Source organism: Rathayibacter sp. AY1C4, assembly GCF_002932195.1.
In the GTDB taxonomy this organism is placed as follows: domain Bacteria; phylum Actinomycetota; class Actinomycetes; order Actinomycetales; family Microbacteriaceae; genus Rathayibacter.
Genome location: NZ_PSWE01000018.1, coordinates 61061 through 76979, shown reverse-complemented (window position 1 = coordinate 76979; position 15919 = coordinate 61061). Strand labels below are relative to the sequence as shown.

Genomic DNA, 15919 nt, shown 5'->3' with positions numbered 1-15919 from the left:
CTCCCGAACCGAAGGAAGACCCGCCCCCGTGAGCATCGAGATCAACAACGAGTCGAGCGTCCCCGTCGACGAGGCCGCCCTGCTGCGCCTCGCCGGCTACGCGCTCGACTCGCTCCACGTGCACCCCGACGCCGAGCTCGCGATCGTGCTGGTCGACGAGGGCGCGATGGAGCAGCTGCACGTGCAGTGGATGGACGAGCCGGGACCGACCGACGTGCTCAGCTTCCCGATGGACGAGCTGCGTCCCGGGACCGAGGACGAGCAGACCCCCGCGGGGCTCCTCGGCGACATCGTGCTCTGCCCGCAGGTCGCGCAGTCCCAGGCCGAGTCGGCCGGCCACTCCGTGCTCGACGAGCTGCAGCTGCTGACCGCCCACGGGCTCCTGCACCTGCTCGGCTTCGATCACGCCGAGCCGGAGGAGGAGCGCGAGATGTTCGGCATCCAGCGCGACATCCTGGTCGGCTTCCACATCAGCGAGCGACGCCGCTAGAGCGCGCAGTGCCCACTCTCCAGCTCCTCATCGCCGCCCTCGCGCTCGTCGCCGTCGGCGGCTGGTTCGCCGCGACCGACGCCGCACTCGGCGTCCTCTCGCGCAGCGACCTGCTCGACATGGCCCAGCACTCCCGCAGCGCCCGCGCTCTCCGCGCGATCGCGGGCGACATGAGCGCCCACGTCAACGTCGTCAACTTCTCGCGGATCGCGGCCGAGACGACGGCCGCGGTGTTCGTCACCACGGTGCTGGTCGTCGAGGTCCCGCAGCTCTGGCTCGCGCTCCTGCTGGCGGTCCTGATCATGGCGGCGGTCTCGTTCGTCCTGGTCGGCTCCAGCCCCCGCAGCGTCGGGCGCGCGAACGCCCGCGCGGTCCTGTCCACCAGCGCCTCGCTCGTGCACGTGCTCCGGCTCGCGCTGGGCCCGGTCGCGCACGGGCTCGTGGCCCTCGGCAACCGGGTGACGCCGGGGACCGGGCGCTCGGCGGGGTTCTCCTCCGAGGAGCAGCTGCTCAGCATGGTCGACGAGGCGACCGAGCAGGACGTGCTCGAGCAGGACGACCGCGAGCTGATCCACTCGATCTTCGAGTTCAACGACACCTTCGTCCGCGAGGTGATGGTGCCCCGCACCGACATGGTGACGATCGAGGCGACCTCCTCCGTCGGCGCCGGCATGGGGCTCCTGCTGAGCCGCGGCATCTCCCGGCTCCCCGTCATCGGCGACGGCGTCGACGACGTCCTCGGCGTGCTCTACCTGCGCGACGTGGCCCGGCACACCTACGAGCGGCCGGACGACGACGACACGGTCGCCGATCTCGCGCGCCCCGCGCTGTTCGTGCCCGAGTCGAAGAAGGCCGACGAGCTGCTCCGCCAGATGCAGCTCGAGTCCAACCACCTCGCGATGGTGGTCGACGAGTACGGCGGCATCGCGGGCCTGGTGACGCTGGAGGACCTCATCGAGGAGCTCGTCGGCGACATCTCCGACGAGTACGACCGCGAGGTCGACCTCTTCGAGGAGACGGCGCCCGGGGTCTACCGCGTCTCGGCGCGCCTGCCGGTGGACGAGCTCGGCGAGCTGTTCGAGCTCGACCTCGAGGACGACGACGTCGACTCGGTCGGCGGACTGCTGACCAAGGCCTACGGGCGCCTCCCCGAGCGCGGCGCGACGGCGCGGATCGGCGGAGTGCTGCTCGAGGCCGAGCAGGCGGACCCGCGCCGTGGGACCATCTCCACGGTGATCGTCCGCCGCGATCCCGATCTGGACACCGCCGGCGAGCCCGGCACCGGCCCCGTCGCGATCATCGCGGACGGCGGCACCACCACCCCCAGCCCGAGCACGGCTCCCACCCGCGGAGCCACGGGCGATCAGCACGAGGACGCACGATGACCGACACCACTCCCGCCGCCGCACCCTACCGGGCGGGCTTCGTGTCCTTCGTCGGCCGCCCGAACGTGGGCAAGTCGACGCTCACGAACGCCCTCGTCGGCGAGAAGATCGCCATCACGAGCTCGAAGCCCCAGACCACGCGGCGCGCTATCCGCGGCGTGGTGCACCGCACCGACGGCCAGCTGATCGTCGTCGACACCCCCGGCATCCACCGGCCGCGCACGCTCCTCGGAGAGCGGCTGAACTCGCTCGTCACCTCGACCCTCGGCGACGTCGACGTCATCGGGATGCTGTTCCCCGCGGACGAGCCGATCGGCCCGGGAGACCGCTTCATCAACGAGCAGCTCGACTCCTTCCCGCGCGCTCGGAAGGTCGCGATCGTCTCGAAGGTCGACCTCTCCTCGAAGAAGTCCGTGGCGAAGCAGCTGCTCGCCGTCTCGGAGCTGCGCGAGTGGGACACGATCGTGCCGATCTCGGCCGTGACCGAGGAGCAGCTGGACGTCCTGGCCGTCGAGCTCCTGCGCCTGATGCCGGTCTCGCCCGCCCTCTACCCGGAGGAGGCGGTGACCGACGAGGACCTGTCCTCGCGGATCGCCGAGTTCATCCGCGAGGCCGCCCTCGAGGGCGTGTCGGACGAGCTGCCGCACTCCCTCGCCGTGACGCTCGATGACATGGTCGAGCGCGAGGACGGCTCGCTGATCGACATCTACGCCAACGTCTTCGTGGAGCGCGACAGCCAGAAGGGCATCATCATCGGCAAGGGCGGCCAGCGCCTGCGCGAGGTGGGAGCCGTCTCCCGCGAGCAGATCGAGCGCCTGCTGGGCCGCCGCGTGTTCCTCTCCATCCGGGTGAAGGTCGCCAAGGAGTGGCAGCGCGACCCGAAGCTGCTGGGGCGCCTGGGCTTCTGACGCCGGAGGACGACGGCGGTCACCCTCCAGGACGACGCCCCCGGGCGCGCGGACCCGTAGCGTGATCCTCATGCGCGCCCTCCTCGACCGACCGGCGGCCCTGCCGATCGCCGGGGCGCTGCTCGCCGCCCTCCACCTGCTGCTCGGGCTCACCGGGGTCACTCCGACCGAGCGGATCGCCGGCGGCCTCGTGCTCGCGCTGGCCCTCGCGGTCGCGGGATTCCTGCCCGCGCTCGCCCCCTCGCTCGTCGCGGTCGGCGCGCTCGCCGACGGAGGCGTCCTGCTCGGCGGCGTCCCCGTCGACGGGGTGCTCGTCGGCCTGGTCGTCCTCTGGCAGACGACTCGCCGGGTGGGCCCCTGGACCCGTGCCCTGGCGCTCGCGGGCGGCCTGATCCTCGCCGGGATCGGCGGCGTCACCGTCGCGCTCGGCCTCTCCGGCCCGCTCGATCCGTCCGGGCTCCCGGCGCGCGTGGAGTTCGTGGTCCTCGCCCTGGTCGCTCTCGCGGTCGCCTCCGTGCTCGGTGCGGCGAAGGTCCTCGTGTACCTCAACGCGCTGCGGGCGCCGGTCCTCGCGGGCGATCGGATCGACGCGCTGCTGACCCGGGTCGCCGGGCCGCAGGACCCCTTCGCGGTGGGGGTCGCCGGTGGTCAGGCGCTGGTGCTCCTCCTCGTCGCCGGCCTCCCGTTCGCCGGGGTGGAGGGCGCGATGCAGCTGCTGGTCGCGGGCGTGCTCGCGGTCGCGCTGGTGCTGCACCGGCGGTCCCCGGTCCTCGCCCTCTCGATCGCCTGGGCCGGTGCCGCCCTGCAGATGAGCGCGAGCCTCGCTCCCGGACCCGCGGATCTGGCCATCCTGGCCGTCCTCTTCGGCGCCGGCGCGTCGGAGTCGCGGCGGATGCGGATCGCGGGAGCGGTGTCGGCCGTCCTCGGCGCCGTGGTCGCCGTCGTCTACCTCGTCCTCGTCTTCGACCTCGTCGCGAGCGCCTACGACGGCCTCCTGTCGGCCGGAGCCACCTTCGGCGGGATCCTCGCGACGCTCGGCCTCTCCTGGACCATCGGACTGCTCTCCCGCTCGGTCCGCCGGGCGCGGGAGGGCCAGACCCTGCGCGCGCAGGCCGAGCAGGAGCGCGCCCGGGCGCAGCGCGAGCTCGACACCGTGGAGGAGCGCAACCGGATCGCCCGCGATATGCACGACGTCGTCGCCCACTCCCTCGCCGTCGTGATCGCGCAGGCGGACGGCGCGCGCTACCTCGGCGCCACCAGCCCCGAGCAGACCGACGCCGCGCTGCTGACCATCTCCTCCGTCGCCCGGGACGCCCTCGGCGACGTGCGCGTGCTCCTCGCCCAGCTGCGGCACTCGCAGAGCGACGGCCCGCAGCCCGGCGCGCGCGACCTGCCGGCCCTCCTCGACAGCGTGGGCGGAGCCGGAGCCCCCGTCCGCGCCGAGCTCGCCGTCGACCTGGAGGCGGTGCCGCGCGCCGTCGGTCTGGCCCTGTACCGCATCGCCCAGGAGGCGACCACGAACGCTCTCCGCCACGGCCGCCCGGGCTCGCCGCTCGACATCGCCCTGCGCCAGGACGGCGGCGAGCTCGCCCTGACCGTGCGCAACGCCCGGTGCGCCGACGTCGAGCGCGACTCCCTGCCGGGCGAGGGCCACGGCCTGGTCGGCATGCGCGAGCGCGCCGCGCTCGTCGGGGGAGTGCTCGCCGCCGGCCCGGTCGGGGACGACTTCGTCGTCGACGCGCGCCTGCCCTCCTCCCCGTCCCTCGCCCGCACCGCCCCACCCCTCGCCTCCGGAGGCAGCCCCGCATGACCGACACCATCCGCCTCGTCCTCGTCGACGACCAGGCCCTCTTCCGCGCCGGCATCCGCATGCTGCTCGGCTCGCAGCCCGATCTCGAGGTGGTCGGCGAGGCCTCGGACGGGGCGGAGGGCGCGGAGCTGGTCGCGCGGCTGGCCCCCGACGTCGTGCTGATGGACATCCGGATGCCGGGCGTCGACGGGATCGAGTCGACCCGGCGGATCCTCGCGGACGCGCAGGAGCGGCGGGTCCAGCCTCCGCGCATCCTCGTGCTGACGACCTTCGACCTCGACGAGGCGGCCGCGCGCGCCATCCGGGCGGGCGCGAGCGGCTTCCTCCTGAAGGACACGGAGCCCGGCTTCCTCCTCGCCTCCGTCCGCACCGTGCACGCGGGGACCGCCGTGGTCGCCGCCTCCGCGACCCGCGAGCTCTTCGAGCACTTCGGGGCGGCGGGCAGCGGACGCGAGACCCCGCCCGCCTTCGCGACCCTCACCGACCGCGAGCGCGAGATCTTCCACCTGGCCGCGCGGGGGATGAGCAACACCGAGATCGCGCGGGCCGAGTTCCTGAGCGAGGCGACGGTGAAGACGCACATCAGCCGCACCCTCGGCAAGCTCGGCCTGCGCGACCGCGTGCAGCTGGTGGTCTACGCCTACGAGAACGGCCTGGTCTCCTAGCGCGGGACGCCGGGGTGACGCGCCGCGGGGGCGGTGCTACCCTGACCGGGTGCGCTTCGGACAGCTCCTCCTTCTCCGCCGCGACGAGATCTGATCCTCAGGCCATCCTCGTCGCGGAGTCCGTCGTCGGCTGAACCATCCCTCGCCCGCGAGGTCGATCCGCATCCGGATCCCCGGGAGACCGCCCGACCGGCACCGCCCACCAGCGGAGCCGCACGCGAGCGGGATCGGTCACGAGCGAGAACAGACACGTGCGCACCGCTGCGCCGGGAGAGCACCTCATGCTGAACAACCAGAAGCCGTCGCCCATGCCGATCGGCAAGTACCGTCCCTTCCACGAGCTGATCGCCGTGGACCTGCCCGACCGCACCTGGCCGTCGAAGCGCATCACGACCGCGCCCCGCTGGTGCGCCGTGGACCTCCGCGACGGCAACCAGGCGCTCATCGACCCGATGAGCCCCGAGCGCAAGCGCATCATGTTCGATCTGCTGGTCCGGATGGGCTACAAGGAGATCGAGGTCGGATTCCCGAGCGCGAGCCAGACCGACTTCGACTTCGTGCGCAGCCTCATCGAGGAGGGCGCGATCCCCGAGGACGTCACCATCCAGGTGCTGACCCAGGCCCGCGACCACCTGATCGAGCGCACCTACGAGTCGATCCGCGGCGCGCGCCAGGCGATCGTGCACCTCTACAACTCCACGAGCGTGCTGCAGCGCGAGGTCGTGTTCCGCAAGGACCGTCAGGGCATCATCGACATCGCGCTGGCCGGCGCCCGCAAGTGCCGCGAGATGGAGTCGACCGTCCCCGGCACGGCCGTCTACTACGAGTACTCGCCCGAGAGCTACACCGGCACCGAGCTCGACTTCGCCCGCGAGATCTGCGACCGGGTCGTCGAGGTCTTCGAGCCGACTCCCGAGCGCAAGGTCATCCTGAATCTGCCCGCCACCGTCGAGATGGCCACCCCGAACGTCTACGCCGACTCGATCGAGTGGATGAGCCGCAACCTCGCGCAGCGCGAGAACATCGTGCTGTCGCTGCACCCCCACAACGACCGCGGCACGGCCGTGGCGGCGGCCGAGCTGGGCTACCTGGCCGGTGCCGACCGGATCGAGGGCTGCCTCTTCGGCAACGGCGAGCGCACCGGCAACGTCGATCTGGTCGCGTTGGGCGTGAACCTCTTCACCCAGGGGATCGACCCGCAGATCGACTTCAGCGACATGGACGGCATCAAGCGCACCGCCGAGTACTGCAACCAGCTGCCCGTGCCCGAGCGCAGCCCCTGGGCGGGCGACCTGGTCTTCACCGCCTTCAGCGGCTCGCACCAGGACGCCATCAAGAAGGGCTTCGAGGCGATGCAGGCCGAGGCCGAGCGGACCGGCCGCAGCGTCGACGAGCTCACCTGGGCCGTGCCCTACCTGCCGGTGGACCCGAAGGACCTGGGCCGCTCCTACGAGGCGGTCATCCGCGTCAACTCGCAGTCCGGCAAGGGCGGAGTCGCGTACCTGCTGAAGACGGACCACGCGCTCGACCTGCCGCGCCGGCTGCAGATCGAGTTCTCGGGCGTCGTGCAGGCCAAGACCGACGCCGAGGGCGGCGAGGTCACGAGCGAGCAGATCTGGACGGTGTTCCAGGACGAGTACCTGCCCGCGCCCGCCGAGCGCGCCGACGAGAAGTGGGGCCGCTTCGAGCTGCTGCGCACGAACACGTCGAGCGATCTGGGCGGCAGCATCGCGCTGGACGCGGTCCTCCGGGTGGGCGACGAGCGCGTCTCGGCCAGCTCGCGGGGCAACGGCCCGATCAACGCCTTCGAGGCCGTGCTGGAGCAGCAGGGCGTCGAGGTCCGGGTCCTCGACTACGTCGAGCACGCGCTCAGCGCCGGCGGCGACGCGCTGGCCGCCTCGTACGTCGAGTGCACGGTGAACGGCCGCACCCTGTGGGGCGTGGGCGTGGACGCCGACATCTCGACCGCCTCCCTCAAGGCCATCGTCTCTGCCGTCAACCGCGCCCTGCGCGAGGAGGTCCCGGTCCGCGAGCTGGCCGGCGCCTCCGCCTGATCGCACCCGATCCCCGCCGGGGGAGCCGTGATGCGTCGCGGCTCCCCCGGCGTTCCCGTGCGCGGACCGCGCGGGACTCCGCTCCCTGCGTCCGGGTCGGCCGCCGCTAGGTCCGGCGGCGCCAGCGCAGGCGCGGCACCCCGTTGAGCGCGCGCTGCTCGGGCAGGCTCCAGCCGTAGCGGACCGCGAGCAGGCGGATGACCGTGGTCACGCCCACCGCGAGCGGCGCGGCGAAGTCGATCGTCACTCCGAAGCGCAGCGCGAGGACCAGGACGCCCGTGCCCACCGAGGCGGCGACCGCGTAGAGCGAGCCGACGTGCATCAGCGCGATCGGCCGGTTCAGCAGGATGTCGCGGACGACGGATCCGCCGACGGCCGAGACAGTGCCGACGAACACGGCCGGCACCTCCGGCACGCCGAGCGACAGGGCCTTCGTGGTGCCGATCGCGCCGAAGAGTCCGAGGGTCAGCGCGTCGAGGGCGGTGATCGTCCCGTCGACCCGGTTCAGCAGGTGCTGGAGCAGCATCCCGAGCAGGGAGGCGGTCACCGCGACGATCAGGTACGCGTCGGTGTGCAGGGCCACCAGGGGCGTCTGGAGCAGCAGATCGCGGAGCACGCCGCCGCCGAGGCCGGTGGCCGTGCCGATGATCGTGACGCCGAGCAGGTCGATCCGGCGGTCGCGGAACTCGCCCGCGAACATCGCGCCCTGGAGGCAGCCGATGGCGATCGCGAGCAGGTCGGCCCAGGCCGGGATCTCGAAGAGGGAGGCTGCCACCCGGACATCGTTCCACGGCGCGGGCCCTGCTCCGGCCGGGCTGCCAGCCGGGTGTCGGAGGTCGGGGGATAATCGGAGGATGCCCACCTATCGCGACGAAGCCGTGGTGCTCCGCACGCACAAGCTGGGCGAGGCCGACCGCATCGTGACGCTGCTCTCGCGCAGCCACGGCAAGATCCGCGCGGTGGCGAAGGGCGTGCGCAAGACCGGCTCCAAGTTCGGCTCGCGGCTCGAGCCGTTCATGGTCGCCGACCTCCAGCTCTACGAAGGCCGGAGCCTCGACATCGTCACGCAGGCCGAGTCGCTCGGCGCCTACGGTGCGCTGATCGCCGCCGACTACGACAGCTACACGGCGGCGAGCGCGATGGTCGAGACGGCGGACCGCCTCACTGACGCGGACGCCTCCCTGCAGCAGTACCTGCTGCTCGTCGGGGCCCTGCGCTCGCTCTCGAAGCACGAGCACGAGCCGGTGCTGACGCTCGACTCCTACCTCCTGCGGGCGCTCTCGATCGCGGGCTGGGCGCCCAGCTTCGAGGACTGCGCGCGCTGCGGCGCTCCCGGGCCCCACGGCGCGATCGTGGTGCAGCTCGGAGGCGTCGTCTGCGCCGACTGCACGCCGCCCGGCGCACCGCGGGTCGCTCCGGAGGTCGTGGTCCTGCTGGGCGCACTGCTCACGGGAGACTGGGCCCACGCCGAGACCACCGAGCCGACCACGCGGTCGCGGGCGAGCGGAGTGGTCGCCGCCTACACGCAGTTCCACCTCGAACGCGGTCTGAGATCCCTGGAGCACGTCACCCGATGAAGCCCTTCACCCACAAGGACGCCGAGCCGTACCGCCCCCTCGACTGGACCGGGATCCACCCGCCCGCGATCCCGCGGAAGGCCGTTCCGGGGCACGTCGCCATCGTGATGGACGGGAACGGCCGCTGGGCGAACTCCCGCGGCCTGACTCGGATCGAGGGGCACAAGCGCGGCGAGACGGCGCTGCTGGACGTCGTGGCCGGAGCGATCCAGATCGGCGTGAAGCACCTCAGCGTCTACGCGTTCTCGACCGAGAACTGGAAGCGCTCGCCCGAGGAGGTGCGCTTCCTGATGGGCTTCAACCGCGATGTGCTGCACCGCCGCCGCGATCAGCTCAACGAGTGGGGCGTGCGCATCCGCTGGGCCGGCCGGAAGCCGCGCCTGTGGGCGTCGGTGATCAACGAGCTGCAGTTCGCCGAGCGGATGACCGCGGACAACGACGTGCTGACGCTCACCATGTGCGTCAACTACGGCGGGCGCACCGAGATCGCCGACGCGGTGCAGCGGCTCGCCGCCGAGGTCCAGGCGGGGCGGCTCAAGCCCTCCGGCATCTCCGAGAAGACGATCGCCAAGGCGCTCTACGTGCCCGAGATGCCGGACGTCGACCTCTTCGTGCGCTCCTCCGGCGAGCAGCGCACCAGCAACTTCCTGCTCTGGCAGAGCGCCTACGCCGAGATGGTGTTCCTCGACCGGCTCTGGCCGGACTTCACGCGGACCGACCTCTGGGACGCGATCGAGCACTACTCCGGCCGCTCCCGCCGCTTCGGCGGCGCGGTCGACGTGCCGGGGGCCTCCTCGTGATCCGGGTCGGAATCGTCGGCTTCGGGCTCGCGGGCAGCGTCTTCCACGGTCCGTTCCTCGCGGCGGATCCCGCTTTCGAGGTCGTCGCCGTCTCCACCCGCGACGCCGGTCGGAGGGCCGCGGCCTCCGCCGCGCATCCCGAGGCCCGGATCGTGCCCGACCTCGACGCGGTGCTCGCCGAGCGGCCGGAGCTGGTCGTGCTCGCCTCGCCGCCGTCGGTGCACCGGGAGCAGGCCGTCCGAGTGCTCGAGGCCGGAGTCGCCGTCGTGATCGACAAGCCCTTCGCACCGAGCGCGGCCGACGCGGACGCGATCATCGCCGCCTCCGAGCGGAGCGGTGCGCCCGTCTTCGTCTTCCAGAACCGGCGCTGGGACGCCGATCTGCTCACCCTCCGCCGCCTCCTGGGCGAAGGGGTCCTCGGCGAGGTCCTCCGCTTCGAGTCGACCTTCGAGCGCTGGAGCGCGCCGAAGACGGGCCGGTGGCAGAGCGAGACGGGTCCGGCCGAGGGTGGCGGGATCCTCTTCGATCTCGGCAGCCACCTGGTCGACCAGGCGCTGCTGCTGTTCGGCCCGGCGGTCGTCACGGCGGCCGAGACCCGGACCGTCCACGAGGGCTCCGCGAGCGAGGACGACGCGTTCGTCTCGCTCCTGCATCACAGCGGCGTCCGCTCCCACCTCACCATGAGCCGCGTCGCCCGGGCGACCGGCCCCCGCTTCCGCGTGCTCGGCACCCGCGCCGCCTTCAGCGTCGACGGTCTCGATCCGCAGGAGACCGCGCTCCGCACCGGCGGCGCCCGACCGGACGACGACGGCTTCGGCGAGGTCGCGCCGGAGGGATGGGGCGTCCTCGTCGACGACTCCGGCGCACACCCCGTGCCGAGTGAGCGGGGACGATACGCCGCGTTCCTCGAGCAGGTCGCGCTGTCCCTCCAGGACGGCGCTCCCTCGCCGGTCGACGTCCGCGAGGCCCGCGAGGTCGTCGCCGTGCTCGAGCAGGCGCACGCCCTCGCCGCCCGCTGACCGGGCCCGCCGCCGGCGCGCCCGGTCGCTCCCCGGTCTTGGCGATCCGGCTCCGGAGCGTCATCCTCGAGAGGTGAGCACCGCACTGCCGAACTCCGCCGACCTGCGCGCGCGCTTCGCCGGTGCCCGCGGCTACCACAACGCCTGCACCCTCGGCCTGCCGCCGCGGCAGACCGTCGAGGCGCTGCGGGCGGACCTCGACGGCTGGTCGTCCGGGGAGAGCACGGCCGCCGCCTACGGCGCTGTCGCCGAGCGCGCGCGTGCCTCGTTCGCCGCGATCGCCGGCGTCCCGGTCGACCGTGTCGCGATCGGCTCGCAGACCTCCGCCATGGCCGCCGTGCTCGCCGCCTCGCTGCCCGACGGGGCCCGCGTGCTCTGCGTGGACGGCGACTTCTCCTCCATCGTGTTCCCCTTCCTCGCCCAGGCGCACCGCGGAGTGACCGTGCGCTCCGTCGCGCTCGAGGCGCTGTCCGACTCCGTCGAGGACGAGGACGACCTCGTCGTCTTCTCCGCCGTGCAGTCCAGCAGCGGAGCGCTCGCCGATCTCGACTCCGTCCTCGAGGCGGCCGCGCGCCACCGAGTGCGGACCGCGTGCGACCTGACGCAGGCGGCCGGCGTCCTGCCGGTCGACGCCTCCCGCTTCGACGCGACCCTCACCCACGCCTACAAATGGCTGTGCTCGCCGCGCGGAGTGGCGTTCCTCACCGTCTCGCCCGCCTACGCGGCCGAGCTCGTCCCCGTGCAGGCGGGCTGGTACTCGGGGGAGGACGTGTGGTCGTCCTGCTACGGACCGGCCATGCACCTGGCCGAGAACGCCCGCCGCTTCGACGTCTCGCCGGCCTGGCAGGCGTTCGCCGGCGCCGAGGCGTCGCTCGCTCTGTTCCGCTCGCTCGACCTCGACGCGGTCTGGGCGCACGCCTCCGGCCTCGGCGACCTGCTGTGCGAGCGGCTTGACCGGGAGCCTCAGCACCGGGCGCTCGTGTCCTGGCCGGACGAGGGGGGAGCGGACCTGGAGCTGCTGCAGGCCGCGGGTCTGCGCGTCTCGGGCCGCGGCGGCCGGCTCCGCATCGCCTTCCACCTCTGGAACGACGAGTCCGACGTGGACGAGCTCGTCCGCGTGCTGCGGGAATAGCGGGGCGCCCCCTCCGTTGTCCTGGGGGTGAGTGCTGAGCCGAGCCCCCTGTCCGTCGACGTCTGGTCCGACATCGCCTGCCCCTGGTGCTACATCGGGAAGCGCCGGTTCGAGCGCGGGCTCGAGGCCTTCCGAGCCGCGCACCCCGAGGCTCCGGAGGTCGTCGTGGAGTACCGCAGCTTCGAGCTCTCGCCGGACACGCCGGAGGACTACCGCGGGGGAGAGGCGGCGTTCCTCGCCGAGCACAAGGGCATCCCGGAGGCGCAGGCGCAGCAGATGCTCGACTCCGTCACGGCGGTCGCGGCGGGCGTCGGCCTCGACTACCACTTCGAGTCGGTGCGCCACGTCAAGACGGTCACCGCCCACCAGGCGCTCCACCACGCCAAGGAGAACGGACTGCAGCTCGAGCTCGTCGAGCGTCTCCTGAGCGCGTACTTCGTCGAGGGCCGCGACCTGGCCGATCCGGAGGTGCTCGCCTCGCTCGCCGGCGAGGTCGGGCTCGACCCGGCGGAGACGCGCCGCGCTCTCGAGGACCGGCGCTACCTCGGGCGGGTGCAGTCCGACATCGCCCAGGCCCGCGAGTACGGGATCTCGGGGGTGCCGTTCTTCGTCCTCGACGGGCGCTTCGGCGTCTCCGGCGCCCAGGAGCCGGCGGCGTTCACCGAGGTCCTCGAGCACGTGCTGGAGCAGCGGGCGGCCGTCGCGTGAGCGGGCCGTTCGAGATGCTCGGCGACTCCGGCGGGCCGCTGTGCGAGGACGGCGTCTGCGCCGTGCCGCAGGCCGCGGAAGCGCAGGCCGAGGTGCCGCCGATCAGCGCGGAGGCTCCTCCACGGTGATGTCGGCGACGGTCGCGCCGTAGGCGGCCACGAGGGCGTCCGCGTCGACGAAGGCGCTGCGCCCGTCGGCGCCGGCTCCCATCGCCACGCGGCGGCCGAGGATCCGCTCGTCGGCGTAGACCGGCCAGGCCGTCGTGGAGCCGATCGGGGTGATGGTGCCGCGCCGGTAGCCGGTCGCCTCGAGGGCGGCCGTCTCGTCCGGGAGGCGGAGCTTGTTCACTCCGACCACCGCGCGCAGCTTCGGCCACGCGATCTGCCGCCCGCCGGGGACCAGGGCGAACAGGTAGCCGCCGTCGTGGCGCTTCACCACGAGCGACTTCACGATGTCGCCGGGCTCGATGCCGAGCAGCGCGGCCGCCTCGTGCAGGCTGCCGGCAGCGGGCCTCTCCACGATCTCGACCGCCAGGCCGCGGGCGGACGCGTCCGCCTCCAGCCGCTGCGAACCGTCCTCCACAGGTGTGCTCCCGTTCATCTCTCCACCTCTCTGCTCGTCACTCCGCCTTCCCCAACACAGGATCTGGGAGAATCGATACCGATGTCCTCCACTCTCACGGCCGCCCCGCCCGCGCGCACCGCGCCGGCGCTCCGGATCGGCCCCCTCGAACTCGACGCGCCGGTGGTGCTCGCCCCCATGGCGGGCATCACCAACACGGCGTTCCGCCGCCTCTGCCGCGAGTTCGGCAACGGCCTCTACGTGAGCGAGATGATCACCTCCCGCGCGCTCGTCGAGCGCACGCCGGAGTCGATGCGCCTCATCCGCCACCACCCCAGCGAGTCGGTGCGCTCGATCCAGCTCTACGGAGTGGACCCGGTCACGGTAGCCGAGGCGGTCACCATGCTCGTCGCCGAGGACCGGGCCGACCACATCGACCTCAACTTCGGCTGCCCCGTGCCCAAGGTCACCCGGAAGGGCGGGGGAGCGGCCCTGCCGTGGAAGCTCCCGCTGTTCCGGCAGATCGTCGAGGGCGCCGTGAAGGCCGCCGGCGACGTCCCGCTCACCGTCAAGATGCGCAAGGGCATCGACCCGGACCACCTCACCTACCTCGAGGCCGCCCGTGCCGCCGAGGGCGCCGGGGTCGCGTCGATCGCGCTGCACGCGCGCACCGCCTCCGAGTTCTACAGCGGGCACGCCGACTGGTCGGCGATCGCCATGCTCAAGGAGACGGTCACGAGCGTGCCCGTGCTGGGCAACGGCGACATCTGGTCGGCCGAGGACGCGCTGCGGATGATGGCCGAGACGGGCTGCGACGGAGTCGTCGTCGGTCGCGGCTGCCTCGGGCGCCCCTGGCTCTTCGGCGACCTCGCCGCCGCGTTCGCCGGCTCCGACGAGCGGTTCCGCCCTTCGCTCGGACAGGTCGCCGAGGCGTTCCGCCGCCACGCGGAGCTGCTCGTCGACTTCTTCGAGAGCGAGGAGCGCGGCTGCCGCGACATCCGCAAGCACGTCGCCTGGTACTTCAAGGGCTACGCCGTCGGCGGCGACCTCCGCGCTCGCCTGGCCACCGTCGAGTCGCTCGCGCAGCTCGACGAGCTCCTGGCGACGCTCGACTGGACGCAGCCCTATCCGGGCGAGGCGGCCGAGGGGCAGCGGGGCCGCGCCGGCTCGCCCAAGGTCCCCTCCCTCCCGGACCGCTGGCTCGAGTCCCGCGAGCTCGACGCCGGGCAGCGCGACGCGGTCTCGGCCGCCGAGATCCACAACAGCGGTGGATGACCGCGCGCTCTGGGGGTACTCGCTCGTCGACACCGAGCGATTCCTGCCGGAGGACCACTCGACCCGCCGCTCCGACTTCGCCCGCGACCGCGCCCGGCTCTTCCACTCCAGCGCGCTCCGCCGCCTGGCCGCGAAGACCCAGGTGCTCAGCCCCACGGCGGGCGTCGACTTCGCGCGCAACCGCCTGACCCACTCGCTCGAGGTGGCGCAGATCGGCCGGGAGCTCGCCACGAGCCTCGACCTCGACCCCGACGTCGTCGACACGGCCTGCCTCGCGCACGACATCGGGCATCCGCCGTTCGGGCACAACGGCGAGCGCGCGCTCAACACCTGGGCCGAGGGGATCGGCGGCTTCGAGGGCAACGCGCAGACCTTCCGGCTGCTCACGCGGCTCGAGCCGAAGGTGTTCGGCGACGACGCCCGCCCCTACGGGCTGAACCTCACCCGCGCCAGCATCGACGCGAGCTGCAAGTACCCCTGGCCCGACACGCGCTCGGTCGCCGACCCGTCGGGGCGCGCCAAGTTCGGCTTCTACGCCGACGACGCCCCCGCGTTCGCCTGGATGCGCGAGGGCGCCCCCGAGGGGGTGCGCTGCATCGAGGCCGAGGTGATGGACCTCTCGGACGACATCGCCTACTCCGTGCACGACTTCGAGGACGCGGTGGTCTCCGGCTACATCGACGTCGAAGCACTCGGCTCCCGCGCCGACCACGAGGACCTCGTGCAGTCGATGCACTCCTGGGTCGGCGGGGAGGTCGGACACGACGAGCTCGTCGCCGCCTTCGACCGTCTCGACTCGCTCGACGTGTGGGTCTCCTCCTGGGACGGCTCCCGCCGCGACCAGGCCCGGCTCAAGAACCTCACCAGCCAGCTCATCGGCCGCTTCGCCGCCGCCGCCACCGACGCCACCCGCGAGGCGTACCAGCACCCCGACCTCGTCCGCTTCGGCGGCCACGTCGTCGTCCCCCGCGAGCAGCAGGCCGAGATCGCCGTGCTCAAGGGGATCGTCGCGACGTTCGTGATGTCGCGGAACACCCGCCAGCCCATCTACGCCCAGCAGCGCGAAGTCCTCACCCGCCTCGCCGACACCCTCCTCGACCGCGGCCCGGGAACCCTCGAGCCCGGCTTCGCCGAGGACTGGCACGCCGCCCCCGACGACGACGCCCGCCGCCGCGTCGTCGTCGACCAGGTCGCCAACCTCACCGACCAGAGCGCCCTCGCCTGGTTCGAGAGGCTGTGCTGATGCGCTGAGCCGGGCGGCGCCCGGCTCAGCTGTGCCGCCGGTCCCTGCCCGGCGTCACCGCGGTCGGCTTGCCGAGGTGGTGCGTTCCAGGGAGCGGGGTGCGTCCGCCTAGGGCGATCCGCTGTTACGCGGATCGGCCGTTCGGCTGTGCTCGATCCCACGCCGGTCCTCGCCCGGCGTGGCGCGGTCGGCTTGGCGACGTGGTGCGGTTCGTGGAGCGGGGTGCGTCCGCCTAGGGCGATCCGCTGGTACGCGGATCGGCCGTTCGGCGGTGCCGGTGGCACGCCGGTCT

General features: G+C 72.9%; 15 protein-coding genes. 13 read left to right on the top strand and 2 right to left on the bottom strand.

All coding sequences use genetic code 11. The features are described from left to right. Nucleotides 1–28: 28 nt before the first annotated feature. The 6 genes from ybeY to leuA all read left to right on the top strand — a co-directional run bounded on the left by ybeY (nucleotide 29) and on the right by leuA (nucleotide 7312). Nucleotides 29–490 carry an rRNA maturation RNase YbeY gene (gene ybeY, locus C5C99_RS10755; protein ID WP_104223424.1) on the top strand — a complete coding sequence of 154 codons (462 nt, stop codon included), beginning with the start codon at nucleotides 29–31 and terminating at the stop codon, nucleotides 488–490. A gap of 8 nt (nucleotides 491–498) precedes the next feature. Then, nucleotides 499–1875 carry a hemolysin family protein gene (locus tag C5C99_RS10750; RefSeq protein WP_104223425.1) on the top strand — a complete coding sequence of 459 codons (1377 nt, stop codon included), beginning with the start codon at nucleotides 499–501 and terminating at the stop codon, nucleotides 1873–1875. Further along, nucleotides 1872–2783 (top strand): GTPase Era, encoded by a 912-nt coding sequence (era, locus tag C5C99_RS10745; protein ID WP_104223426.1) that lies wholly within the window; start codon nucleotides 1872–1874, stop codon nucleotides 2781–2783. Before C5C99_RS10750 ends, era begins: the two co-directional genes overlap by 4 nt. A gap of 70 nt (nucleotides 2784–2853) precedes the next feature. Continuing rightward, nucleotides 2854–4593 carry a sensor histidine kinase gene (locus tag C5C99_RS10740; RefSeq protein WP_146085502.1) on the top strand — a complete coding sequence of 580 codons (1740 nt, stop codon included), beginning with the start codon at nucleotides 2854–2856 and terminating at the stop codon, nucleotides 4591–4593. Further along, nucleotides 4590–5258, top strand: coding sequence for a response regulator transcription factor (locus tag C5C99_RS10735; protein ID WP_104226697.1), 669 nt, complete (start codon nucleotides 4590–4592; stop codon nucleotides 5256–5258). The genes C5C99_RS10740 and C5C99_RS10735 overlap by 4 nt, the downstream gene beginning before the upstream one ends. Nucleotides 5259–5539: 281 nt before the next feature. After that, the gene (leuA, locus tag C5C99_RS10730) at nucleotides 5540–7312 is read left to right on the top strand and encodes a 2-isopropylmalate synthase (RefSeq protein WP_104238221.1); all 1773 of its coding nucleotides are present in this window, start codon (nucleotides 5540–5542) and stop codon (nucleotides 7310–7312) included. Between the two features lie 106 nt (nucleotides 7313–7418). On the opposite strand, the gene C5C99_RS10725 is transcribed toward leuA, so the two are convergent. Next, nucleotides 7419–8087, bottom strand: a complete 669-nt coding sequence (locus C5C99_RS10725; protein ID WP_104263010.1) for a trimeric intracellular cation channel family protein — start codon at nucleotides 8085–8087, stop codon at nucleotides 7419–7421. Nucleotides 8088–8166: 79 nt separating this feature from the next. Between C5C99_RS10725 and recO the strand changes: the two genes are divergently transcribed. The 5 genes from recO (at nucleotide 8167) to C5C99_RS10700 (ending at nucleotide 12548) form a co-directional block, all read left to right on the top strand. After that, complete coding sequence (gene recO, locus C5C99_RS10720) at nucleotides 8167–8889, top strand: DNA repair protein RecO (protein ID WP_104234457.1); 723 nt, start codon at nucleotides 8167–8169, stop codon at nucleotides 8887–8889. Next, on the top strand, nucleotides 8886–9689 hold the full coding sequence (locus tag C5C99_RS10715; RefSeq protein ID WP_104234456.1) for an isoprenyl transferase: 804 nt from the start codon (nucleotides 8886–8888) through the stop codon (nucleotides 9687–9689). The genes recO and C5C99_RS10715 overlap by 4 nt, the downstream gene beginning before the upstream one ends. Further along, complete coding sequence (locus tag C5C99_RS10710) at nucleotides 9686–10708, top strand: Gfo/Idh/MocA family oxidoreductase (protein ID WP_104260974.1); 1023 nt, start codon at nucleotides 9686–9688, stop codon at nucleotides 10706–10708. The genes C5C99_RS10715 and C5C99_RS10710 overlap by 4 nt, the downstream gene beginning before the upstream one ends. Nucleotides 10709–10781: 73 nt before the next feature. Further along, entirely contained in the window at nucleotides 10782–11840 is a 1059-nt protein-coding gene (locus tag C5C99_RS10705; protein WP_104340061.1) for an aminotransferase class V-fold PLP-dependent enzyme, read from the top strand. 27 nt (nucleotides 11841–11867) lie between these two features. Next, the gene (locus tag C5C99_RS10700; protein WP_104234453.1) at nucleotides 11868–12548 is read left to right on the top strand and encodes a DsbA family protein; all 681 of its coding nucleotides are present in this window, start codon (nucleotides 11868–11870) and stop codon (nucleotides 12546–12548) included. 102 nt (nucleotides 12549–12650) lie between these two features. On the opposite strand, the gene C5C99_RS10695 is transcribed toward C5C99_RS10700, so the two are convergent. Then, nucleotides 12651–13148 carry an aminoacyl-tRNA deacylase gene (locus C5C99_RS10695; protein ID WP_104223436.1) on the bottom strand — a complete coding sequence of 166 codons (498 nt, stop codon included), beginning with the start codon at nucleotides 13146–13148 and terminating at the stop codon, nucleotides 12651–12653. A gap of 63 nt (nucleotides 13149–13211) precedes the next feature. Between C5C99_RS10695 and dusB the strand changes: the two genes are divergently transcribed. Together dusB and C5C99_RS10685 are read left to right on the top strand one after the other, a co-directional pair. After that, nucleotides 13212–14384 carry a tRNA dihydrouridine synthase DusB gene (gene dusB, locus C5C99_RS10690; protein WP_104247508.1) on the top strand — a complete coding sequence of 391 codons (1173 nt, stop codon included), beginning with the start codon at nucleotides 13212–13214 and terminating at the stop codon, nucleotides 14382–14384. After that, nucleotides 14377–15627, top strand: coding sequence for a deoxyguanosinetriphosphate triphosphohydrolase (locus C5C99_RS10685; RefSeq protein ID WP_104319924.1), 1251 nt, complete (start codon nucleotides 14377–14379; stop codon nucleotides 15625–15627). Before dusB ends, C5C99_RS10685 begins: the two co-directional genes overlap by 8 nt. Nucleotides 15628–15919: the final 292 nt, after the last annotated feature.